A 23983-nucleotide genomic window follows, 5' to 3' on the forward strand; every position below is an offset into this window, starting at 1 on the left:
TCTTCTTTGCCCTGAGGCTATTGTCCGGGGCAACACCACTGCAACCATTCTCCCCGGAGTGTCGGACATCGGCCAAACTTCAGCCCCGGTGTGTCGGCGGCAATGACAGCCAACTCACCCGGTTTCGCGGGTTTTCAGTTCGTCACGGGCACCGAGGGGACGGAGACGTCGATATCGGTGCGGCCATCAGCCGCCAGCTGCAGTGCGGTGCGCATCTTCAGGCTTGCGTTTGTGCTGTCACCGAAGACGACTTTCGCCTGCGACTTTCCCGTGTCGATGACCCCTGCGAGGTTGTTTTCGTCCTTGGCATGAATCGAGGCCAAATCGGAACGCAGCCCTGGTCGAAGTTCCGCCATGAAGCGGATCACTGCGGCCACGGTCTTCTGGTCTGGTGCACCGCCGGAGTCTTTGAGCACGGTCACGCCCTTGGGTGCTTTCTCAACGGTGCCCAAGTTGACGGCTTCATCGTCGAAGAGTTTGAACCCAGCCGCCGTTGTGATCGCCAGAACCGGGTCCCTGTCGGTGATGACGATGCTCAGGCTGCGCGGTCCCGAATAGTGTACCGAGGCTTCTTTCGCGCGGGGAAACTCCTCGAGTACGTTCTTCTCCACCGTCCCTGGGCGCACCCGGGGCAGCGGTTTGCCGCCGTCGGCGCTGAGCACCGAATCCGAAACCTGTTCATGGTCGATCAGCTCGCTGCCTTTGACGCTGACCTTGTCGAGAGCCAACAGCGGTGAGAACCAGAGCACGGCAGCGATGACGAGGACGGCCGCGATTGCACCGATGAGCATGAGGCGCTGGCGCCACACCTGTTTCCGGCGTGCCCGGATGACGCCGGTGAGGTCCGCAGTCGAGTTGTCGTCGGTGCGCGGTTCGGGAAGGGGCACCACTGTGTTCAGGCCTCCAGAGCGGTGAGCAGTTCAGGGCCGAGGATCGTCACATCCCCGGCGCCAAGGGTGAGCACAAGGTCGCCGGGGCGCACACGCGCTGCAACATACGGCACCGCTTCGTTGAATGATTCGACGAAGGCCACATTTTTGTGTGGGACACGATCGGCGATCAGCGCACCGGTGACACCCGGTACCGGATCCTCCCTGGCTGGGAACACATCGAGGACGACGACCTCGTCGGCCAGTCCCAGCGCCTCACCGAACTCGGCTCGGAACTCCATCGTCCGCGAATACAGATGCGGTTGGAAGATCGCCCACACCCGGCCCTCTTCGGTGACGACACCGCGAGCCGCGCTGAGAACCGCTCGCAGCTCCGTCGGGTGGTGAGCGTAATCGTCGATGACACGGACACCGGCGGCGATTCCCCGTTCCTCGAAACGACGCCGAGTGCCTCCGTAGCTCCCGAGACCACTGGCCGCCTTGGCAACATCGGCGCCGAGGCTGTGGGCGACGGCGATCGCCGCCGTCGCGTTGAGTGCGTTGTGGGTGCCCGGTTGCCGCAGTGTCACCGGCAGCGGCTCCGTCCGTCCCGGTACATCGAGAACGAACTCCGAGACCAGACCCGAACGGAGTTCGCGCAGGCGGACATCGGCGGATTCGGAGGCTCCGTAGAGGATGACGGAGGTTCCCTGCGCCCGGGCCTGCTCGGCGACGTCGAGTGAACCTGGATCATCAGCGCAGGCGATGACGGTACCGCCGTCGGCGCCGATGCCGGCACAGAATTCGACGAAGGCTTCCCTCACCTTCTCCGGTGTCCCGTAGTAGTCCAGGTGATCCGCTTCGACGTTGGTGAGGATGCCGATCGCGGGTTCGTAGAGCAGGAACGAACCGTCGGATTCGTCGGCTTCTGCGACGAAGACGTCTCCGGTGCCCAGATGGGCGTTGGTGCCCGTGGTGGACAGGACTCCCCCGATGACGAATGAGGGGTCGAGCCCACAGGCTTGCAGCGCCACTGTCGTCATGGAGGTCGTGGTGGTCTTGCCATGAGTGCCGGCCACCGCCACGGCTCGCTTGTCGGCCATCAGCGAGGCCAGTGCACCTGACCGGTGGAGAATCCGCAGGCCCTTGCGTTCGGCTTCGACGAGTTCGGGATTGTCCTTGCGAATGGCTGAGGAGATGACCAGTGAGTCCGTCTCGCCGAGGTTGTCCGCCGAGTGCCCGATCTCAACTCTGGCACCCAGTGTCCGCAGGACGTCGACGACTGCTGATTCCTTCGCATCTGAGCCTGAGACGGTGACACCGTTCATGACCATGATCCGTGCGATCCCGGACATGCCCGAACCGCCGATTCCGATGAAGTGGACGGCGCCCAGTTCTGTGGCTGGGACGATTTCAGCTGTGCTCATGTTCAACCTCTCAGAGCGCGAGTGACGATAGTGGCCATGGTGGCGGCGGCATTGGTCGGATAGTGCAGCTCGAGGGCCGCCTCGCTCATGGCATCCAAGCGGGCTTGGTCCCTGACCAGGGGCAGGATCTGATCGATCACGGTCGACGGGGTGAAGTCCGCGTTGTCGACGAGCAGCGAGGCTCCGGCTCTGACGCTGCCGGCCGCGTTGAGACGCTGTTCACCGTTGCCGATGGCCAATGGTACGTAGAGCGCCGGAACCCCGACGACGGTGGCCTCGGAAACGGTCGCTGCACCGGAACGTGCCACGAGCAGATCAGCGACCGCGTAGGCCCTGTGCATTCCGTTCACGTAATCGACGACGTGGTAGTCGGACAACTCTGCCGCAGCTTCCCGCAGGGCCTCATCCTTGCCGGCACCGGTGATGTGCAGGACCTGTACCCCGTTCTCCTGGCACAGCGGCGCCGCTGCGAGGAATGCGTCGTTGATGCGCTGCGCCCCAGAGGACCCACCGGTCACCACGAGCACGGGTTTGTCGTCGCTCAGGCCGAGGTCTTCTCGCCATTCCTGTCGCTGGGCGAAGTCGCTGCGGTCGAGTGCGGAGATCTCGGTCGGCATCGGCATGCCGACCAATTCCGAATTGCGCAGCTTCGTATCGGGGAAGGTGACTCCGACCATTCCCCGTTTCGTCAGGACGGCGCCGAGGCGGTTGGCCATTCCGGGCTTGGCGTTGGCTTCGTGGACGAGCAGAGGGATGTTCGCCTGTTTGGCTGCGATGAAGGCGGGTGGGCAGACATAGCCGCCGACGCCGACGACGGCTTTGACATCTCGCTCGGCGATGATCTGTTTGACGCGCGAGACGTTGGCGGCGAAGCGTTTCGGAAATTTCAACGCGGCGGGGCTGATCGAACGTGGCATGGGCACCTTGTCGATGGTGAGGAGTTCGAAGCCGGCTTTCGGAACGATATCTGCTTCGAGCCCATCTGCGGTGCCGAGTGCGAAGACGTCCCAATCGGGATGGATCTCGCGCAGCTCACGGCCGATCGCCAACATGGGCGATATATGGCCGGTGGTGCCTCCACCGGCAAGGAGAATGCTCGTCATCTCACTTCTTTCTCTTTCTGGCCAATACTGCGAACGACGATCTCACGCGGTCTTTGTGCAATTTGATCGCGGCGGGAGCTCCTTCCTCTGTTCGGGCAAAGGACAGAATCACCCCGACCGCCAGCAGAGACGCGACTATCGAGGATCCGCCGTAGGACACGAAGGGCAGGGGCAGCCCGATGACCGGCAGGAGTCCGGTCACAACACAGATGTTGATTGCGGCCTGGCCGATCAGCCAAGCGAAGAGGCCGGCCGTAGCGACCTGGACGAACCTGGATTTCGAACGCAGGATCACCCGGACCATGCCGCAGGCCAACGCCACGAACATCAGTATCACCGCCAGCGACCCGAGCAGGCCGAGCTCCTCTCCGATGATGGCGAAGATGAAGTCATTGTGGGCTTCGGGCAGCCAGGACCATTTCTCTCGACTGGCGCCGAGGCCCACACCCAACCAGCCTCCGGAGGCCAAGGAGAACAGACCGTGGTTGGACTGCCAGGCCTGACCGGTGACGTCGGACGCTGTCTGGTCGGCGTGGCCGGTGAGCGCGGCGGTGATGCGTTGGAGCCGGTTCTGCGAGCTGAAGACGAAGAATGCGGCGACGGCTCCCAGGGAGCCGAAGAGCAGCAGGAAGTACTTCCACGGGAAGAAGCCGATGAACAGACAGACGAGGGCCATGGCCATGAGTACCAGACCCGTGCCGAGGTCATTGCCGCCGACGACGAGACCGACAGCGAGGATGATGCCCGGGACGACGGGGATCATGGCGTGGCTGAAGGTTGTCATCTTTCCGTATTTGCGGGCCAGGATGGCACCCAACCACACAGCCAGGGCAACCTTGAGGAACTCTGAGGGCTGGAGTTGGAACCCTCCGAACTGGATCCAGTTCGCGTTGCCCTTCGTTGACTTGCCGACACCCGGGAGGAAGACAGCCGCCTGCATGAAGACGCCGAGCAGCAGCGCGGGCCAGGCCAGCTTGAGCCACCAGTTCAGCGGGACGAACGTGGCCGCGACCATGAGGGCGATGCCCATCGCGACGAAGCCTGCCTGCTTGTTGAAGTAGGCGAAGGATGATCCCGCTCCTCCGTCGTAGGAGGTGATCGAGGACGCTGAGAGGACCATGACGAGTCCGAGTGACGTCAGGGCGAGGACCGAAACCAGAATCAGGTAGTAGGTCGTCAGCGGGTAGGCAGAGACTCGGGCGAATTCACGCCGCACAGTGGCCAGCACTGCCCGCGCAGCTCCTGTCCGAGGCTGATTCTGAGCGTGGGTCGTTTGGGCGCTGTGGACGCTCGCTGACTGTCTGCCGCTGCGAGCCGAGCTCGTGGCCCTGGTCTTCTTCGCAACGGTTTTCTTCGCGCCGGTCTTCTTCGCGCCGGTCTTCTTCGCAGCGGTTGTCTTCGCGCCGGCCTGTGTCGAAGCAGCACTCTCCGCACCGGCCTTGTGCGGCGTGGCCGGCCTCTTCGCGGTCGACGACCTCGCGCTCGCAGCCTTCTTCGTGGTCGGCGACTTCGCGCTCGGCTTCGCTGCGGCCTTCTTCGCTGCGGCCTTCGTGTCTCCAGCGCGGCCTACGGCCGGTTCGGCCGACATGGTCGATCGAAGACGGCGTGACTGAGATTTCGCGGTTGTCTGCCGTCCCATGTCAGCTCCCCAGGTGAGCGTGGACAGCCTGAGTGAAGAGTTCACCCCGAGTGTTGTAGTTGAGGAATTGGTCCATGCTGGCTGCCGCGGGAGCCAGCAGCACGGTATCGCCGGCGTGGGCAATGCCTGCGGCAGCTTCCACTGCGGCAGCGACCACGGCTTCACCCCGGCGACGGGGAACTCCCGAGTCCACACCGAGCGCGGGTTCGATCCGGATCACGTTAAGGTCTGGAATGCTCGCAGCGATAGCCTCGCGGAAGGCAGCATCATCGGCTCCGATGAGCACGAGTGCTCGAAGACGATGGCCGTGGTCGGTGAACAGTGACGTGAAATCCGCGCCCTTGGGCAGTCCCCCGGCGATCCAGACGATCGAGTCGAAGCTGCTGAGCGAAGCGTTGGCCGCGTGGGTGTTCGTCGCCTTCGAATCGTCAACCCAGCTGACACCGTTGCCTTCAGCGACAGTGACCATGCGGTGCGCACCGAGCGAGTGATTCCTCAGGCCTTCGGAGATCGCCTGACCGGGAACTCCGATGCTGCGGGCCAGAGCGGCAGCGGCGAGAGCATTTGAGACTTGGTGGTCTGCCGGCTCTCGGCCGGGAACTCCTGTCGCTATGGCCACGTCATTCATGGAAGCGAGCTCCGCGGCCGAAGAGTAGCGCTGTGGGATGAAGGCGCGGTCAACCAGCATGTCCTCGACGACGCCCAACTCTCCCGGTCGTGGGATGCCCGTGGTGAAGCCGATGGCTTTGGCACCCTCGACAACGTCGGCGTCTTCGACCATGCGCAGCGTCACCTCGTCACCGACGTTGTAGATGCACGCGGTCTTGGCCTGGTGATAGATTTTGGCCTTATCGGCCTCATAGGCATCTGCGCTGCCGTGCCAATCCAGATGATCAGGGGCGATGTTGAGCACAGTGGCAGCATCAGCACTCAGCGAATACTGCCAGTGGAGCTGGAAACTTGAGAGTTCGATCGCCAGCACCTCGAGTCCGGGTTCGAGTACCGCTTCCAGAAGCGGTGCACCGATGTTGCCGCAGGCCTTGGCCTTCAGACCGTCGGCCAGGAGCATGGATTCGAGCATGGTCGTAGTCGTCGTCTTGCCGTTGGTGCCGGTGATGGCCAGCCACTTGGCATCGTTGGTGCCACGGATCCGCCATGCCAACTCGACCTCGCCGATGACGGGAACGCCCGCCTCGGCGGCGGCCAGGAGCAGCGGGTGGTCGGGACGCCAACCAGGTGATGTCACGACCAGATCGAGCGGTTCCTCGGGCAGTGTCGAGACATGATCGGCGCCGCGGCGTATATCGACGTCGAAGACCTCGAGGATCTGTGCCTTCTCGCTGACATCCGCCTGATCATCGCCGTCGACGACGATCACGTCGGCACCGCGTTCGCCGAGGTGGACAGCTGCGGGAAACCCAGTCACGCCGAGACCGGTGACGAGGATCCGCAGCCCGTCCAATGACGAGCTGGGCCCCACGAGTGCGGCCGGGATCGCCTCGGCGTTCGGATAATCAGTCAGGGGATTCTCAGCCAAGGCGAGACACCCATTCGGCGTAGAAGAGACAGATTCCGGCGATGACGAAGAGTGCGGCGATGATCCAGAAGCGCACCACGATCGTGACTTCTGCCCAGCCCTTGAGTTCGAAATGATGTTGGAGCGGCGCCATTCGGAAGACGCGTTTTCCGGTGGTCTTGAACGAGATGACCTGGATGATCACGGACAGGGTGATGATGACGAAGAGTCCGCCGAGAGCGACGAGCAGAAGCTCGGTCCGCGACATGATCGCGAGGCCAGCGATTGCGCCGCCGATGGCCAGCGACCCCGTGTCGCCCATGAAGATCTTCGCGGGCGACGTGTTGAACCACAGGAAACCGAAACATGCTGCAGCCATGGCGCCCGCGACCATTGCGAGGTCACGCGGATCGCGCATGTAATAGCAGGCGCTCGTGGCGTCTGTCATCAGATTGCAGTTCTGCGTCGACTGCCATGTGCCGATGACGACGTAGGCGGCGAATACGACCACCGAAGCGCCCGCGGCCAATCCGTCGAGGCCGTCAGTCAAGTTCACCGCATTGGATACTGCGGTGACGATGAGGTTGGCCCAGATGACGAACAGGATGAGACCGAGCACTGCGGATCCGAAGGCCAGGTCGAGATTGGTGTCGCGAATGAACGACACCTTCGTCGACGCCGGGGTCTCTCCGAATGAGTTCGGGAACTGCAGTGCCATCACCGCGAATGAGATCCCGACGAAGGCCTGACCAAGGAGCTTGGGCAATGGTCGCAGTCCAAGAGAGCGCTGCTTCTTGATCTTGATGAAATCGTCGAGGAAGCCGACCACGCCGAGTCCCGCGGCCAGCCATAGGACGAGAAGTCCTGAAGCGGTGGGGACGGACCCTGTGAACAGGTGACCGAGCAGGTAGGCCAGGATGGCGGCACCGATGATGACGACGCCGCCCATGGTCGGAGTCCCGCGCTTCGTGGCGTGAGAGGTCGGACCGTCATCACGGACGAACTGGCCGTAGCTTCGTTTGACGAGGACGCGGATGAACAGCGGTGTGCCGACCATCGCCAGGATCAGTGCCAGGCAGGCGGCGAGCAGTACGGCGATCATTGGGCCCCCGATACACCGGCGATTTCATCTCCGAGATAGCGCAGGCCGGCATCTCTGGAGGATTTGAACAGGACGATATCCCCGGGAGCCAATTCCGCACTCAACAGGTCCTTCGCTTCGGCAGCGGTTGCGACCCACGCCGCTTCGTTGCCCCAGGAACCTTCGAGGTTCGCAGCGTTGAAGATAGGTTTTGCTCCGTCACCGACGACGATGGTGCGGGTGATGTTCAGTCGCACGACGAGCTCGCCGATATCGGAGTGGGCTGAGATCGATTCGTCGCCGAGCTCCAGCATTTCGCCGAGGACAGCGAAGGTCCGGCGTGGCCGACTGTCCTCGTCGCCGCGGCCCATCGATGCCAGCGTCTTCAAGGAGGCGCGCATTGATTCCGGGTTCGCGTTGTAGGCGTCATTGAGCACGGTCACGCCCGACGGGGAGTCGATGAGCTCCATCCGCCAACGGCTCGCGGCAGAGGACGTTGCGAGTGTGGTCACGATGGACTTCACTCCCACCCCACAGGCATGGGCAATGGCCGCGGAGGCCAAGGCGTTGCCGACGTGATGTTCACCGATCAGAGCCAGACGGACGTCCTGAGGCTCTTCTCCCGGCAAGATCAGTGAGAAGGCTGCGTGCCCGGAGGCGTCAGTCGAGACACCAGTGCCGCGGACAACGGAGTCCTCGCCCGCGACCCAATCGGGAAGCGATTCCCGTTGCGAGAACCACAATGTGTCGACCTCGGGTGAGAGCACCTCACGCATCCCGGCCACTCGAGGGTCGTCGGCGTTGAGAATCGCAACGGACCCAGCGGTGAGAGACTCGACGAGTTCGGCCTTGGCACGGGCGGTGTTCTCAATCGAACCGAACACGCCTGAATGGGCGGTGCCGACAGCGAGTTCGACAGCAATGTCAGGACGGACCAGGCTGGTGAGGTAGGCAAGGTTGCCGATGGAACGAGCACCCATCTCAAGGACCAGGAAACGCGTGGTCTCCCCTGCCTGCAGAGCCGTCAGCGGCACTCCGACCTCATTGTTGTAGGAGTTGGGCGGCCACACTGTCTCGGCCTCGCCGGCGAGCAGATCGGCTGCAAGATCCTTCACGGTGGTTTTGCCGACCGAGCCGGTGATCGCGATGACCGTGATCCCACCGACCTCACGCAGTGCCTCGATGTTGCACTTGGCCAACTGGCCCAGTGCCTCAGTGGCATCGGAGACGAGGAGGGTCGGCAGGGTCTCATCGTCGAGGGTGGGAACAGATTCACCGATGATCAGCGCTGCACCGGCCTCCACGGCTGCTGCCGCGAATTCGATGCCGTCAAAGGACTCACCTCGGCGGGCAACGTAGATATCGCCGGGGCCGACTTCTCTCGAATCGGTGACAACTCCAGCGGACAATTTGGTCTCGGGGTCTACGCCGTACAACTCGCCGGAGACGGCGGTTGCTATTTCGGCTGCACTCAGTCGCTTCATATCAACTGTGAACTTTACCTGTTTGTGCGCCGCTAAGTCGCGTGCGCAGCGCTGAGCGTGTCCTCGACCGGTCGTCGAAGTCGGTCACCACCCCGGCGGCGGACTGTCCGGTTTCGTGCCCCTTCCCAGCAATGAGTACGGTTGCAAAGGCCCCGGCGGCAGCGATCGCCTCGTCGATGGCGGCCCCTCGTTCTGCCACTTCAATGACTTTCTTCACACGTGCACCTCCGGTTGAGACCTCAGCATCGATGCCCTCTTTGATGGCGGCCCGGATCGACCCCGGGTCCTCGGTGCGTGGATTGTCGTCGGTGAGGACGACCACGTCTGCCCCCCGAGCGGCGGCCTGGCCCATGCCGAATCGCTTACCCTTGTCACGGTCGCCACCGGCACCGAAGACGATGACCAGTTCCTCACTGTCAGCGTGGAGTGACTCCAGTGCCTTCTCGATCGCATCGGGTGTGTGTGAGTAGTCGACGATCGCACGAGGGAGGCGTTCCGGATGCGACTGGCTCTCGGCTCGCGGGCCGCTGACGTCGATGATCTCCATCCGCCCGGGCACCGAGGCCGTGAAGGTTCGACCGATTGCATTGAGGTCTGTGGCCGCGATTCCGGCTTCCAGCAGCATGGCTGCGGCCAGCGCAGTGTTTGTGACATTGAAATCGCCCGGCAGCGGAGATCGCAGTGCGATGCCTTCACCGTCGGATTCGTCGAGGTGGAGGATGAAGTCGGACTCTCCTGGAGTGTGCTCGATCCGCCAGTCGCTGCGATCGTCACGTCCCAGCGTGCGCACAGGCACCTGAGCGGCCTCGACCATCTTCTCGCCCCACATGTCCTCAACGACGATGACGGCAGTATCCGAGAAGGCGCGGGTGAACAGCTCGGCTTTGACTCCGAAGTACTCTTCCATGGAGTTGTGGAAGTCGAGATGGTCCTGAGACAGGTTCGTGAAACCTGAGACAGCGAAGTGGGCGCCGTCGACACGGTGCTGACTCAGCGCATGTGAGGACACTTCCATGGCGCAGGTGTCGACCTCAGCGGCGCGCATCTTCGCGAACAGGGCATGCAGCTCGGGAGCTTCTGGAGTCGTGCGCACGCTCGGCTCGGTCACACCGGCGATGAGCGTCGCCACTGTCCCGATGACACCGGTGCGATGCCCGAGGGCCTCAAGCATTCCGTCGACCAGATAGGTAGTCGTCGTCTTCCCGTTGGTTCCGGTCACACCGATCAGCTGGGGGCACCCCGAGGTGCCGTACACAGCGGCCGAGACGTAGCCCAGAACGGACCGCGGGTGCTCTACGATCAGCCCGGTCACCTCGGAGAGGGCCTGCGGGTCGACACTCTCGGCGATCATGGCCCAACCGGTCGCGTCGGTGAGGATCGCGGTGACCCCGCGCCCGATGAGTTCCGGCGCGAACTTCGCTCCATGCACGTTTGCACCCGGTAGCGCGGCATAGAGCTGACCCGGCGATACCGTGCGTGAATCGTGGGAGACTCCCCCGACCTCGCGGTCGGGATCTCCATGAATGGTTCCAGGGGCTGCCGGCAGCAGCTGTGAGATACGCATTATTTCCATTCTCGAGCAGGTAGCTGGGGATCCGCGGTCGACGGTGGGATCTTGAGGTGGCGCATGGCGAAACCGGCGACATCGGAGAATACCGGGGCGGCGGCGCTTCCACCGTAATAGCCGTTTCGGGGCCGCTGCAACGTCACAGAGATCGCGATCTGTGGATCCTCGGCGGGAAGGACACCGACGAATGAGGCGGTGTAGCCGTCGTAGCCGCCGCCTTCTGCCGCCGGCGCCTGCGCGGTTCCCGTCTTTCCAGCCACCCTGTAGCCGGAGACTTGCGCCGACTTGCCGGTGCCCTCCGCGACGACGCCTTCGAGCATGGCCAGGGTCTGGTCGGCGGCCTTCTTGCTGATGACCCGCTCGGTCTCCCCTGCCGGGTTCGGGATCGTCTTCCCCGACGGCGAGACGGTTCCATCGATGAGTTTCGAGGGGACATGCACTCCGCCATTGGCGATGGTTGCGATGACATCGGTGGTCTGGAGGGCGTTCGCGGCCACTCCCTGACCGAACATCACCGTGTACTTGGTCCGGCCGTCCCACTCCTTGTAAGGGTGGAGGATGCCAGCGGTCTCGGCAGGGAATCCGATGCCCGTTGTCGATCCGAAGCCGAACTTCTTCATGTAGCCGTAGCGCTGTGCTTCGCTGAGCGCGTTTCCGGCCAGGATGGTTCCGGTGTTCGACGATTCGGCAAGGATTCCAGCGAAGGTGAGTTTCTCATCAGGGTGCGGGTGCGAGTCCCGGAACTCCTCTTCATTGGGAGCCTTCCACTTGTCCGGGACGGTGAACTCCTGTTCAGGGGTGACGAGACCCTGGTCGAGCAGAGCTGCGGCCGTGACCATCTTGGCGGTCGAGCCGGGTTCGAAGACGTCGGTGAAGATGCGCGATCCACGGTCAGGTCCGTCGACCTTGCCTGGCGAGTTGGGATCGACGCTGGGTACATCTGCTGCGGTGAGGATCTCACCGGTCTTGATGTCTTTGATGACGATGGAGGCTGATTCGGCCTCATGCTTCTTCCGCTGTTCCTCGATCGCCTGCTGGGCGTAGTACTGCAGTGCCGGGTCGATCGTCGTCTGCAGCCCTTTGCCATCGACCGCATTTCTCGTGTTGTTGTCGCCGAGCGGGATGATCTCGCCGCGAGCACCGCGTTCGTACTGCTGTTGACCGTCGCGCCCACTCAGCTGCTCGTTGTAGGCCAGTTCCAGGCCGGCCTGAGGTTGGCCGTCGGAGCTGAGGAACCCCACGAGGTTCCCGGCCACTGCACCTGAGGGATAGGAGCGCACTGCATATTCCTCAGCGGAGACGCCGAGGATGTTGAGTTCCTTTACCGCACGCCAGGTCTCGGAGGTCAGTCCCTTGGCAACGGGGTTCCAGCGTTTGTCGCCGACAAGTTTCGGATACAGCAGTCCGGGGTCGGTATCGAGAGGTTCGGCCAGGGCTTCTGCAGCTCCCCAGGCCCCGACAAGTTCTCCGTCGATCTTGTACTGGGCCACGTTCTGCTGGTCCACGACGACCTGGTATCGGGAGACGCTGTCGGCGAGGACCGTGCCGTCGGAGGCCAGGATCTGACCTCGCGCGGCCGGTAGGGTCTTGGTGACGAGCCGGTTGGACAGTGCCTTCTCGGCCAGTTTCATCGAATCCATTCCCTGGATTGAGACCAGGCGCCCGGAGGTGACGAGAAGAACCAGGATGGACAGAGCCGCAATCAGTCCCATCCGCAGACGAAGGTTGGGTTTGCCTCGTCCGCTTTTTTTCTTCACCCGAGTGGCTCGTGGGCCCATTGCACTGTCCTTGGTCCTTGCTTGTCGGCGAATGGCTGTCGGACTCGCCCTATTTCGGAGCGTCCTGAGCCGGTGACGCGATGTCCTTGCTGGGACTGCCACCGACTACAGGCAGCTTCTCATCCGATCGTAGATTGGGGCGGAGGTCTTCGCGGGTATTGGCACGCGGGCCGGGGACAACTGTCGGCTTCTTTTCTCCGCTGACGTCGATCGGCGGCGCATCGATGATCTTCCCGGTCTTCGCATCGAGGAATTCGGGCGAGGAGTCGCGGACCAGTCCGAGCTCTTCGGCCGCTATCGAGATGTTCTGCGGAGATTCGCGGTAAGAATTGTCTTCGACCAGTCGATCCTTCTGCTCGGCCAGCTGTTCCTTCTCAGAATTCAGCTGGTCGATCTGATACGAGGTGTGGGAGATGAAGATGTTGAGCAGCAGGACTGCGACTAAAGTGGCGACGAGGATCGCCACGCACAGCATCGAGAACGGGACCCTGGCTTTCGGCAGCTCGAATTTGAGGAGCGTGAGCCGCGGCGGTGTTGGCCGGTTGACGTGCTCTTCGAGGCGCCGCGTCCGTTCAGTGACGCGGGATTGGCGGACGGCCGCTTGCGCGTTCCTCACGATTTTGCCTCCCTGATCTTCTGTACTGCACGCAATCGCACGCTCTTGGCGCGAGGGTTCCTGTCTGCTTCGTCGCCGTCGGCCAGTTCCGCACCCCGAATGATTTCCGACAACCATGGTTGGAGCTCTTCGGGAACGACCGGCATGTCCGGCGGCGCCGAGGTGGTGGTCGCGGAGCGGAAGATCTTCTTCACGATCGTGTCCTCGAGGGACTGGTACGACTCGATGACCGCAACTCCCCCGATATGCAGTGCCTTCAACGCCTCCGGGAGAGCAGTCCGCAGCACACCGAGTTCGTCATTGACTTCGATGCGCAGGGCTTGGAACGTTCGCTTCGCGGGATGAGACTTCTTCTTCGTCTGAGGGAGAACCCGTCCCAGCATCGCTGCGAGCTGCTGCGAAGTCTCCCAGGGCGCAGTCTCACGGTCGGTGACGATGATCTTCGCGATTCGGCCCGCCATCTTCTCTTCGCCATACTCACGGAGGATGCGGCGAAGCTCAGCTTCGGGATAGGTGGCCAACACCTCGGCGGCGGTCAGGGACTGGGTTCGGTCCATCCTCATGTCCAGGGGCGCCTCACGGGAGTAGGAGAATCCTCGTTCGTCCTCGTCGAGCTGCAGGGACGATACCCCGAGGTCGAGGAGAACGGCACTGATGTCATCGACGCCGAGGTCATCAAGGATCTCTGGGATCTCGTCGTCGACGGCATGGACGATGTCGATGCGGTCAGAGAAGGGCGCGAGTCGCTTCGCAGCGATGTCGATGGCCTGGGTATCGCGATCGACTCCGATGAGGTGGACATCAGGGAAGGCTGTGAGGATGGCTTCCGAGTGCCCGCCCATCCCCAGGGTTCCGTCCACGACGATCGGTGAGTGACCATTGTCTCTGGCAGCTTGGACCCCGACCCCGATGAGCTCGACCACGCGCTCCAGGAGCACCGGTACATGCTGATCGTTCATAGGTGAGTCCTTCGTGGATGGTGGTCGTGGGGGTGAACTGCTGGAGCCAGAACCTTGTCCGCCGCCGCCCTGGCACCGGGGAAGTGTGTCAGGACTGCCGAGCTTCGGAAACGGGGAAGTTCCCCGAAACTCGAACACGGCGGGCAAGGATCAAACCCGAGCAGAATCAGATCACTCCAGGGATCACCTCGTTCTCACGTTCAGCGAATGTCTGCTGAGCGCCGACCAGGTAGTTATCCCATGTCGGTGAATCCCAGATCTCGACACGGTTGCCCATGCCGATCACTGCAACTTCCCGTGTCAGTGATGCGTACTGCCGCAATATGTTCGGGACCGTGATGCGTCCCTGTTTGTCCGGCTGATCTGCAAAGGCCGCCGACAGGAACACACGCTGGTAATCGCGAGCTTCCTTATTCGTCTTCGGCGCGTTCTGGATTCGCTCGTGCTCGGCTTCGAATTCCGTGGTGGGGAACAGGGTGAGGCAGTTCTCCTGTCCACGGGTCAATACGAGACCGGGCGAAAGCTCCTCCCGGAACTTTGCGGGCAGGATGAGCCGACCTTTGTCGTCGAGCTTCTGCAAATGAGTGCCCAAGAACATGTCGTCTCACCCCTTTCGAAACCCAATTGGCTCCGATAGCAACCACAGTACTCCACTTCCCTCCACCCAATCTAGTCGCGCACTACCTTAAGACCCATTCGACCTATAAAACCGCAGGTCAGATAGGTGGAGGAAAGTGGGGAAAATTTGTGATCGGCGAGTCGCAGGTGGTGCACTGAGCCCCTTTTCCAGCGCTTCCCGACCGACGCTGCCGTCTCGACGCGGAGCCAGCTAAAGGCCCAGATCCTTGAATTTCCGGGTCACACCGATGCTTGTGGCCGCTCGGGGAGGAAAGTGGGGGCCTCGGGTGGAGCAAAGTGGGGAGGAAAGTGGGGAACGATGTGGAGGCGCCCAATTCAGCCGGGCAGGGAGACAGCTGCGTAGCCCCGCAGCCACCGGCACCGTGGCAGAAACACCAGGCTCAGTCGCCGGCTAAAGCATCACCAGAGAGATCGGACGGTGACTGTTCGAAAGGCCGAGCGGCGTCCATGTGGATGCAGGAGACGGGATAGGGGACAATGGGATCATGTCGATCAGCCAAGAAGGTACTCAGACCAATTCCGTGATCGGTGCCGAGCACATCGAATGGGTGCAGCAACTGACCTCACGGGCACGCACGGCGATGAACGCCGTCCTCGAAGGCAAGGACGAAGCTGTCGGACTGTCCTTGGTAGCACTCCTGGGCGGAGGCCATGTCCTCCTCGAGGACGTGCCCGGAGTCGGGAAGACTCTGTTGGCACGAGCCATGGGGAAGGTCGTCGATGGTTCAGTCAGGCGCATCCAGTTCACTCCCGACCTGCTGCCGACCGACGTTGTCGGTGTGAACCTGTTCAATCAGGAGACCCGACACTTCGAGTTCCGGCAAGGCCCCGTATTCGCCAATATCGTCATCGCCGACGAGATCAACCGCGCCTCCCCCAAAACTCAGTCCGCAATGCTTGAGTGCATGGCCGAAGGGCAGGCTACCATTGACGGCGAGACCTACCAGATGCCCTCGCCTTTCATCGTCGTCGCCACTCAGAACCCGATCGACATGGAAGGCACTTACGCACTTCCCGAAGCGCAGCGGGACCGCTTCATGACTCGCATCTCCCTGGGCTACCCCAACACTGCTGACGAGATCGACCTCCTCGACAACCAGATCGAGCACGATCCGCTCTCCAGCGCGACTCCGGTGACCAGCCTCGAGCAGATCAACCAGGCCCGGGGAATCATCCGACATGTCAGCGCAACCAGGCAGCTGCGCGAATACATCGTCTCCATCCTCCACGCCAGCCGCAATGACGAGGCCATCCTTCTCGGATGCTCGCCCAGAGGTGGTGTTCACCTTCTCCGAGCGGCTAAGGCTCGCGCTGCTCTCTCGGGCCGGACCTTTGTGACACCGGACGACATTCAGGCGCTGGCCCCCTACATCCTGGCTCACCGGATCATCCCGCGCGATGGCGACGATTCCGAGCTGGCAGCCGAGCTGATCGGCCGGCTCCTGGCCCGAGTGCCCATTTCGACGGTTCAGTGACCACATGCGTCTGAGCACCTCGGGAATCATCTTCATCCTCGCCGGAGTCGCACTGATCATCACCGCGTATCGGTTCGCGCTCCCCGGGCTGCTGCCTGCTGGGATTCTGCTTCTGGCGCTGGTCCTCCTCTCGGCGCTGCTGATCACCTGGGGCACCCGCCGTGTTTCGATCACGCTGCGGACAGGACTGCCCACGGTGGCACTGCCTCAGTCCAGAGACCGCTACCCGCTGGCGCACGAGGGAAAAGAGGTCCAGGTCGAGGCCCTGGTGACTAACACCGGGCGTCTGGCCCTCCCGTCCTCGACCATCAGCTTCGTGGCAGCTGAGGGCTTCGGCGATTCCACGGTCGGGCAAGTTCCTCCCCTGACTCACGGTGCCTCTCAGACCGTCTTGACATCCTTTACACCCAATCGTCGTGGTCTCAGCGGGGTTGAAACCGTGCTGATCACTGTTTCGGGCCCCTTCGGCCTGGTGACGAGGAAGAAGAAGGTCGTCGCCGGATATCCTGTGGCTGTCTCAGTGCCGATCCTTCCCGCACGGATTCCCTCCGACTCGGCGATCAGACCGGCCCGTCTGGATGACGGCAAGGTGCGCGCCGGCCACACTGCTCGGGACTTCCACACGCGCGAGTACGTGCCGGGAGACGATCTCAGACACGTCCACTGGCCGAGCACCGCGAAGTCCGGTGAGCTCATGGTCCGTCACGAAGCTGACGAGGAGACGCTCTACGCACTCATCGTCGTCGATCTCAAGGGAGAGGACGGCCACCCGGATTCCCTCGAAATCGAATTCCTCCTGGCCGCAGCGGCTGCCGCCGGGACGGCTTTTCTGCGTGCAGACTATGAGGTCTTCGTCGTCGCCCCCGGCCATCAGATCAGGTTCAAAGGACAGCGCGATATCGACAGACTGCGATTGCTCACCGCCCTCGTCGAGGCCGGCAAAGTGCAACTGCCTTCCCATGACAACCCCAACCACATAGTTATCTGCGCCGTTGATAACGGTCGAGGACAGGAGCTGGCAGCACAATTCTCCCGGCGCGTTCCGGTCACCGTGCGCAGCCTCGACGACATCAACGATCTGACGATGGTGGGACTGAGCGAGGATCTGCCCGAATCATGGACCGCATTCGATTCGAAGCGGGTGAAGCGATGAGCCCCGACACAACTGAGAGCCCCGACAGGCATCCCTCGGCTTGGCTCGAGGCCTGTGCCGTGTTCGTGGCCATGATTTTGGCCGCAATCGGGCTCTCCGCCGTGTTCTCCGACTTCGCATGGCTTCCCTCTGTCCTCATCTCGATCCTCCTGATCGTCGTCGTCGGCGCAATCTTCCGCAGCGTCCCGGTCCTTCGAGCCACCGGCGCTGCTGTCATCGCACAATGCGTCGTGGGCCTGATCACGGTCCTCGTACTGTGCGCACCGAACACGCTTGCTCTCGGTGTCGTGCCCACCGGCAGTTCATTCACCACCGTGATCGACCTGCTGTCCTCGGGAGTCAGCGATCTGTACGCCACCACTCCCCCAGCAGCCAGCACTCCTGGCTTCACCACGATGCTGACGATCGCGTTCACCCTGATCACCATCCTCATCGACGGACTCGTCTCCGACATAAGAGCCCCCAAAGTCAGTGGTGTTCTGCTCCTGGTGCTGTGGATGATCCCGGTCTTCTTCGCCCCCACCCAAGTCCAGTGGTGGCACGTCGTCTCCATCTTGGCGGCCTTCCTCCTACTCATGCTCAGCCCATACTTCCCCGCAGCGAAGTGGCGCGGCGGTCTGACCGCAACCGTGGCCGGAGCTGTGGCCGTCGCAATCGGCATCGGAGTTCCCGTGCTGCTGCCGGAAGTTCCGACCCTGCCTGATCGGGCGTCAGGCGACAAGGGCGACCTCACGGTGACGAACCCGTTCCTCGACCTGCGTGCGGACCTCGGTGACCGTGACGATTCGACCATCTTCGACTACACCACGACAGAGTCCAAAGGACAGCCGATCAGGCTGACCTCGATCAACTCCTTTGACGGCCAGTCCTGGGCACCGACCCCCTTCCCCCTCGATCCCTTCGCCATCGCAAACGAGGGCTTGCCCTGGCCAGAGGGACTCCCACGGGAGAAGAACTACAGTGAAGAGCGCATCGACGTCACAATCACTGACGAATTCGATCAGCAGTATCTTCCCACCCCGTACGCCCCACAGCAGCCGACCGGTTTGGACCGGCGCTGGATCTATGACGAGAAATCGCTGACAGTCGTCGGCAATGGTGAGAAGTCCGGTGGGCAGGACTACTCGATGGATTATCTCTCCATCAACCCTGACGTCAACGATCTGCAGAGCGCAATACCCGTGAACTCCAGCGATTTCGAGACGGAACTCGAAGTCCCGGACAGCCTGCCGGGCACCGTGAAGGAGACCGCTGAGAAGATCACAGCGGACGCAGACAACCAATGGGAAGCCGCCGTCCTGCTCCAGGCCTATTTCCGCGGAGGCGACTTCGAATATTCGCTGGATGCTCCCGAAAGAGCCAGCGGAGATGCGATCTCCGACTTCCTCGTCGACAAGAAGGGATACTGCGTTCAGTTCTCATCGGCGATGACCATCATGGCCCGAACGATGGGAATTCCGGCACGCATCGGTGTCGGCTTCGGCGAAGGCACCAAGGCCGGTGGGGGCTTCGAGGTCAGCATGCAGGATTCGCATGCGTGGCCGGAATTGTACTTCGAGGGAGCCGGATGGGTCCGCTTCGAGCCCACTCCAGGCGGTCCCGCCGGCGACCCGCCCAAATGGACGGTGGCCAGCGGCAGCACCACAGAGAACTCCGAAAAGGATTCCGAAGAGACCTCGTCACCGTCAGAGGAGCCCACAGACGGCTCCAAGGAGTCCGCAGCAGCGGAGTCCGAGAGCCCCAGTACTGAGACGTCAGCGGCTGGAGAACCAGCTGGTGCGAATCTCGGTACGTACCTGTGGGCGGGCCTCATCGTGCTTGTGCTCCTGCTGCTCGCAGCGATTCCCGCTCTGTGGAGACTCATCCTGCGCCATCGACGCACACGGGACCCCGGACAGCTCGAAAAGGTCTGGACGGAGGTAAGGGCACTGTCGACCGACTACGGCCAGAGCCTCGACCCCAGCCGAACACTGCGATTCAACGAACTCGTACTGGCCAGCAGAAACGGCGGCGGGACTGACGAATCTGGCGATTCCACCGCGGAAGCTGGTTCTTCGTCATCTGCGTCACGAGGCGATTCCGGTGATGGATTCACCGCGTTGCGCAGCCCGGCCCCGCCTGCAGGGGCACACCGGGCCGTCGATGACAGTGCCTTGTCGGCCTTCGTTGACGCTCTTGAGGCCCAACGATACGGCGCGAGTGAGAAGAGCATCTCGTCAGCTGAGGTCAGTGCCCTCATCGATGAAGTCCGGACAGACCTCGCGGACAACGCGTCTCCCGGAAACAGGATCACCGCCAGAATCTGGCCGGCCAGCATCTTCAATCCACCGCGCTGATTGCGATTGCCTGTCGCTGCTCCCGATGCCCTTCGTGTCCGGGGCAGCACCCATTCAAGCGCCACCGCTGCAGCCCCTCAGTGGGTGTAGGCTCCCTCAACTGGAGTGGGCCCCCTCAACGGACGTGGGCTTGGCCAGTGCGTGTGCGGTATCGGCAGGCGCCGATGCCTCCGTAGGCCCGATAGCGAGCACGAAAAAGCGCCCTCTGTGGAGAGGACGCTTCGCTGGTGCGTAGTTGTGTGCAAAGAGTTCGTCGGAGGCAATCCGCACGCAATGACGATCGGGCTTCAGATCATCCGGCTGTGAATCACTCTCACCGGCACATCTGAGTAGCGCGAGAGTCACTCGCCGCGCTGGCGCTTCTCCCACCGGTCTTCGATCCGGTTCATGAAACCGGTCGGTCCCTTCGCCTCAGACTGAGGACCGTTCGAAGGCTGAGCTCGCTTCGTCTTGTCGCCGATCTGACGCGGGCGGCTGAAAGCCCAGTACATGCCGGCAACCATAAGACCGAATCCGACAACGCCGAGGATAATCCACCATGCGCTGTTCGTCACCATGGAAATGGCGAAAATCGCTGCAGCGAGCCCTACCAGGGTGAGCAGAATACCCAGCACGAATCGCTTTGCAGAGAACCCCGGCCCGTTGGCTGCGGCCTGGGTTTCTGAAATATTGCGTGCGAAACGTGGGTCTTCACTGCGCAACTGCTTCTCCAACTGATCGAGCAGCTGCTGTTCGTGATCGGAGAGTGGCATCTCGAACCCCCGTTTCCTTACTCTGGCCTGATGACACAATCATAGTCTCTGAACACCGAAAAAACACCTTGGGGACCGTTGCATGCCCCGGATTCCCACTGCGTCCTCAGACTATGGTGCGCCTCACCGCCTAAACGTGGTCTGGACCCGTATTTTCGTGGTCATGACGCTTTCTGAGCAGAGACGCCTGGGAGATCGAGGCAGTCCCAAATTTCTTCCGCACATCGTCGAGAGCAACTTCTGCCTCCCTGCCCGAGTGCTCTGCCTCGTCCAATCGCGCCTGCCTGCCGCTGACCGCGAAATCCATCAGACCGGCTGCGCGGATACCCAGCAGACGCACCCCCTTGGATTTCTGCTCCCGCAGGTTCCTCATTGCCGGTCGCAGGGCCTCATAGATCTCGCGGGCGAGGTCGGTCGGAGCATCGAGAGTGATCGATCGTGACAGTGTCGTGAAATCCGCAAGACGATATTTCAGTCCCAAAGTGGTGGCGACCTTGCCATCGGCTCGAACCCTGTGCGCAACTTTGTCCGCCAAGCGCAGCAGCTCGTGCTCCAGCTGGCTCAGATCCCAGACATCGTCATTGAAGGTGTGCTCAGCACTGATCGACCGGTCTTTCACCTGCCTGTCCATCCCATGTGAGTCCAGTCCGTGGGCGCTGCGCCACAGATGATGGCCATGGGCACCGAAGACCCGACCCGCCCAAGCTTCGTCGACGGCCGCCAAATCCCCGATCAAGCGTATTCCGTACCTGAAGAACCCTTCCTTCGTCTTCTCCCCCACTCCCGGAAGCGCTTCAATCGGCATCGGATCGAGGAATTCCTGAGTAGCAGACAGCGGGACGAGCAGCTGTCCGTGTGGCTTGGCGCGGGTGGACGCGAGCTTCGCCACGACACGGCTGCCGGCGATCCCCACAGATGCACTCAGTCCCGTCTGTGCTTCGATCTCGGTTCGCAGCTTGGACGTGATCAGTACCGGAGGCCCCAATCTGCGCACCGCCGCGGACACGTCGATATAGGCTTCGTCGACACTGACCTGTTGAAAATCAGGAGTCACCTCGCCCACCAAGTCGAAGACCTTCTGGGAATACGAGGAGTACAGGCCGTGAGAAGGAGGGATCACCTCGGCGAAGGGGCAGAGACTCATCGCCCGACCCATGGGCATGGCGGCATGGACACCGAACTCACGAGCCTCATAGCTGGCCGACACCACGACACCGCGCCCGCTGCGACCCCCGACGATGACGGGACGACCGAGAAACTCCGGACGGCTCAGAAGCTCCACCGACACGAAGAAAGAATCCATGTCGAGGTGGAGCATCGTGGCACCGGTGTCATCCGTCCCGAGACGACTCAGGTCGCCACCGGAACGTGCCAGCTGCTTACGGCTCATCGCGCACCCATGTGTTTGCGTTGGCTCCTTTCGGCTCCCGTCCCTCAGTCCGGGTAGTCTGTAGCCATGGTATCGCGCGCCACTGTCATGACATTGCCCATCGTCGCCGCTCTCGTCCTCGCCGGATGCTCGGGCCCGGCCAACGAGGCGGCAGAAGGATCGCCCACTGCCGAAGAGACACAGTCTTCGCCCGTCGCCTCACCGCCTGAGGGTTCGGAGGCCGCGAGCAGCGAACAGCCGAGCAAGAATTCGGAGCCTGCCTCCACCGACGTCGAAGACCTTCCGGGTTATCTCAAGCCCTACCCGGACTCGACCGTGTTGTCGAGCGCCCGCGCGAAAGCCGAAACCGGAGCCGATTCAGGGAAACTCGAACAGGTCAGCCTGGTCATGAGCGCCAAGGCCAAGCCGAAGGACATCTTCGCGTTCTACTCCAAGGCACTGAAGAAGGCCGGTTTCGAATCCTACGGCGAAGAGATCAAGACGAAGAGTGCCCAAGTCGTGAACTTCCGACACAAAGACAATGACGGTCTGCTCGTCGTCACGATCGCACAGGATCCGTCGGAGAAGGCGAATTCGATCGTGACGGTCGGCGGGAACATCGTGCCATGATGGGTGCCGATGCCCCGTCCACGGTTGGCGCGGGAGCTGCGGAGACAGCAGAGAGTTCTCACCAGAACAGCACCATCGACGCTCTTGATTCGCCGGAGTCCATTGCGGCCGAGGTATCGACGGGGATCGAAGATTTCCTCGAATCGAAGGCGGCCGAGTTCCTCGCGATCTCACCTGATGCCCACGACATCGGGCGAGCTCTCCTCGACTTCACTCGGGGCGGGAAGATGATCCGTCCGGTCCTGCTGTGGTGGGGTTTCCAGCTGGCAGTCGGCGATGATCAGTCCCGGGATCGTCTCGCCGGCGGTGTCGCCGAAGCCGCGGGATCGCTCGAGCTTCTCCACGCGGCCGCCCTCATCCATGACGACGTCATCGATCATTCCGATACACGTCGCGGCAAGCCGGCGCTGCATCGCCGATTCGAGTCCCGCCACTGTGAACGCCGCTACCAAGGCGGAGCCGAACCCTTCGGTGTCGCGGCCGCCATCGTCATCGGAGACATCTGCCTCGCACTCAGCGAAGAGCTCTTCGAGAAGTCCCAGACAGTCCTGGGCATCACGTCCTTGGCGCGAGATCTGCGGGCCACGCTCCGACGCGATGTGATGGTCGGGCAGTACCTGGATGTCCTCGCCGAGGTGGTCCCGCTTGAGGACGAACGCATCGGCGAACGGGCGTGGGAAGTTCTCAGCTACAAGTCCGCGAAGTACTCGGTCGAACAGCCCCTCCTGCTCGGCGCTGCGCTGGGAGGCGCCGACGAGGAGCAGCTTGCGGAAATCTCCAGGTTCGGGCTCCCGCTGGGCCAGGCGTTCCAACTCCGCGACGATGTTCTCGGCGTCTTCGGCGACCCTGTAGCCACGGGTAAACCTGCTGGCGATGACATCCGTGAGGGCAAGCGCACAGTTCTCATTGCGGAGAGCTTGAAGAACCTCAACCCGAAGCAGGTTCAGATCATGGCCGAGCGTCTCGGAGACCCGAACCTCTCTGATGCCGAGGTGGGAGAATGCGTGGCGATGCTCACTGAGTCCGGGGGACTCGATGCAGTCGAGTCCTTCATCCGGACCAAATATGAAGAAGCTCTGTCTGTGGTCCGACAATGGGCGACTGCAGGCCCCCACTCTGACACCACCCGGACGAAGATCGGCCCGACGGCTCTCGACCAGCTCGAGAGGTTCGCAGAGGCTCTCAGCTACCGGACGAGCTGAGTGCCCCGCTGAAGAGCTAGAAGGCCAGGGCCTGTGCCCGTCGCCTGACCTCTTTGCGGTTACCGGCCCGCAGCAGATCGATGGGACGACCGGGCAGAGAGTCATCTGGGGTGAAGAGCCAGTCGATGGCCTCTTGATCATCGAAGCCCGCATCCCGCAAAGTGCTCAGGGTGCCTTTCAGCGGGGTGAGCACCGAGCCGTCGATGAGGAATGCTGTCGGCACCCTCATCACTTTGGGCTTCCCGTGCTTGTAGCCGCAGATAGCACCGTCCTCCATGAGCCTGCGCACCTGCATGATGTCAAGGCCCGTCGACTCGGCGATATCTGGCAATGTGGCCCAATCCTGGACGAGTTCTTCCGTATTCACATCCTCAAGCCTAGCAATATT

20 protein-coding genes are annotated in these 23983 nt (G+C 62.4%); 5 read left to right on the forward strand and 15 right to left on the reverse strand.

Translation table 11 applies throughout. The annotated features are described in order from the left end of the window. Positions 1-134 precede the first annotated feature (134 nt). The 12 genes from AAFP32_RS09715 to mraZ form a co-directional block, all read right to left on the reverse strand. Positions 135-890 (reverse strand): cell division protein FtsQ/DivIB, encoded by a 756-nt coding sequence (locus AAFP32_RS09715; RefSeq protein ID WP_350268963.1) that lies wholly within the window; start codon positions 888-890, stop codon positions 135-137. A 5-nt stretch (positions 891-895) separates the two neighbouring features. After that, positions 896-2296 (reverse strand): UDP-N-acetylmuramate--L-alanine ligase, encoded by a 1401-nt coding sequence (murC, locus tag AAFP32_RS09720; protein WP_350268964.1) that lies wholly within the window; start codon positions 2294-2296, stop codon positions 896-898. Between the two features lie 2 nt (positions 2297-2298). Beyond that, on the reverse strand, positions 2299-3399 hold the full coding sequence (locus AAFP32_RS09725; protein WP_350268965.1) for a UDP-N-acetylglucosamine--N-acetylmuramyl-(pentapeptide) pyrophosphoryl-undecaprenol N-acetylglucosamine transferase: 1101 nt from the start codon (positions 3397-3399) through the stop codon (positions 2299-2301). Position 3400: 1 nt separating this feature from the next. Next, complete coding sequence (gene ftsW / locus AAFP32_RS09730; protein ID WP_350268966.1) at positions 3401-5038, reverse strand: putative lipid II flippase FtsW; 1638 nt, start codon at positions 5036-5038, stop codon at positions 3401-3403. 1 nt (position 5039) lies between these two features. Then, on the reverse strand, positions 5040-6575 hold the full coding sequence (gene murD, locus AAFP32_RS09735; RefSeq protein WP_350268967.1) for a UDP-N-acetylmuramoyl-L-alanine--D-glutamate ligase: 1536 nt from the start codon (positions 6573-6575) through the stop codon (positions 5040-5042). Beyond that, positions 6568-7656, reverse strand: coding sequence for a phospho-N-acetylmuramoyl-pentapeptide-transferase (mraY, locus tag AAFP32_RS09740; RefSeq protein ID WP_350268968.1), 1089 nt, complete (start codon positions 7654-7656; stop codon positions 6568-6570). The genes murD and mraY overlap by 8 nt, the downstream gene beginning before the upstream one ends. After that, the gene (locus AAFP32_RS09745) at positions 7653-9119 is read right to left on the reverse strand and encodes a UDP-N-acetylmuramoyl-tripeptide--D-alanyl-D-alanine ligase (protein ID WP_350268969.1); all 1467 of its coding nucleotides are present in this window, start codon (positions 9117-9119) and stop codon (positions 7653-7655) included. Before AAFP32_RS09745 ends, mraY begins: the two co-directional genes overlap by 4 nt. Before the next feature lies 1 nt (position 9120). Continuing rightward, entirely contained in the window at positions 9121-10683 is a 1563-nt protein-coding gene (locus AAFP32_RS09750; RefSeq protein WP_350268970.1) for a UDP-N-acetylmuramoyl-L-alanyl-D-glutamate--2,6-diaminopimelate ligase, read from the reverse strand. After that, positions 10683-12464 carry a penicillin-binding protein 2 gene (locus AAFP32_RS09755; RefSeq protein ID WP_350268971.1) on the reverse strand — a complete coding sequence of 594 codons (1782 nt, stop codon included), beginning with the start codon at positions 12462-12464 and terminating at the stop codon, positions 10683-10685. The genes AAFP32_RS09750 and AAFP32_RS09755 overlap by 1 nt, the downstream gene beginning before the upstream one ends. Positions 12465-12513: 49 nt before the next feature. Continuing rightward, complete coding sequence (locus AAFP32_RS09760; RefSeq protein ID WP_350268972.1) at positions 12514-13080, reverse strand: hypothetical protein; 567 nt, start codon at positions 13078-13080, stop codon at positions 12514-12516. Further along, a complete protein-coding gene (rsmH, locus tag AAFP32_RS09765; protein ID WP_350268973.1) occupies positions 13077-14039 on the reverse strand; it encodes a 16S rRNA (cytosine(1402)-N(4))-methyltransferase RsmH in 963 nt (320 codons plus the stop codon). The genes AAFP32_RS09760 and rsmH overlap by 4 nt, the downstream gene beginning before the upstream one ends. A 166-nt stretch (positions 14040-14205) precedes the next feature. Continuing rightward, positions 14206-14637, reverse strand: a complete 432-nt coding sequence (gene mraZ, locus AAFP32_RS09770) for a division/cell wall cluster transcriptional repressor MraZ (RefSeq protein WP_101618454.1) — start codon at positions 14635-14637, stop codon at positions 14206-14208. A gap of 526 nt (positions 14638-15163) precedes the next feature. On the opposite strand from mraZ, the gene AAFP32_RS09775 reads away from it, so the two are divergent. The 3 genes from AAFP32_RS09775 to AAFP32_RS09785 are packed head-to-tail and all read left to right on the forward strand — an operon-like array spanning position 15164 to position 19642. Next, positions 15164-16153 carry an AAA family ATPase gene (locus AAFP32_RS09775; RefSeq protein WP_101618453.1) on the forward strand — a complete coding sequence of 330 codons (990 nt, stop codon included), beginning with the start codon at positions 15164-15166 and terminating at the stop codon, positions 16151-16153. 4 nt (positions 16154-16157) lie between these two features. Next, positions 16158-17306, forward strand: a complete 1149-nt coding sequence (locus tag AAFP32_RS09780) for a DUF58 domain-containing protein (RefSeq protein WP_350268974.1) — start codon at positions 16158-16160, stop codon at positions 17304-17306. After that, positions 17270-19642 (forward strand): DUF3488 and transglutaminase-like domain-containing protein, encoded by a 2373-nt coding sequence (locus AAFP32_RS09785; protein ID WP_350268975.1) that lies wholly within the window; start codon positions 17270-17272, stop codon positions 19640-19642. Before AAFP32_RS09780 ends, AAFP32_RS09785 begins: the two co-directional genes overlap by 37 nt. Positions 19643-19983: 341 nt before the next feature. On the opposite strand, the gene AAFP32_RS09790 is transcribed toward AAFP32_RS09785, so the two are convergent. Continuing rightward, positions 19984-20394, reverse strand: a complete 411-nt coding sequence (locus tag AAFP32_RS09790; RefSeq protein WP_350268976.1) for a DUF3040 domain-containing protein — start codon at positions 20392-20394, stop codon at positions 19984-19986. Positions 20395-20524: 130 nt separating this feature from the next. Further along, entirely contained in the window at positions 20525-21784 is a 1260-nt protein-coding gene (gene dinB, locus AAFP32_RS09795) for a DNA polymerase IV (protein ID WP_350268977.1), read from the reverse strand. 66 nt (positions 21785-21850) lie between these two features. Here dinB and AAFP32_RS09800 point away from each other — a divergent pair, with 66 nt between their 5' ends. After that, positions 21851-22393, forward strand: coding sequence for a hypothetical protein (locus AAFP32_RS09800; RefSeq protein ID WP_350268978.1), 543 nt, complete (start codon positions 21851-21853; stop codon positions 22391-22393). Beyond that, positions 22390-23595 (forward strand): polyprenyl synthetase family protein, encoded by a 1206-nt coding sequence (locus tag AAFP32_RS09805; protein ID WP_350268979.1) that lies wholly within the window; start codon positions 22390-22392, stop codon positions 23593-23595. Before AAFP32_RS09800 ends, AAFP32_RS09805 begins: the two co-directional genes overlap by 4 nt. Before the next feature lie 16 nt (positions 23596-23611). On the opposite strand, the gene AAFP32_RS09810 is transcribed toward AAFP32_RS09805, so the two are convergent. Then, a complete protein-coding gene (locus AAFP32_RS09810) occupies positions 23612-23962 on the reverse strand; it encodes an Rv2175c family DNA-binding protein (protein ID WP_350268980.1) in 351 nt (116 codons plus the stop codon). Between the last annotated feature and the right edge of the window lie 21 nt (positions 23963-23983).

This window comes from Brevibacterium sp. CBA3109, assembly GCF_040256645.1.
In the GTDB taxonomy this organism is placed as follows: Bacteria; Actinomycetota; Actinomycetes; order Actinomycetales; family Brevibacteriaceae; genus Brevibacterium; species Brevibacterium koreense.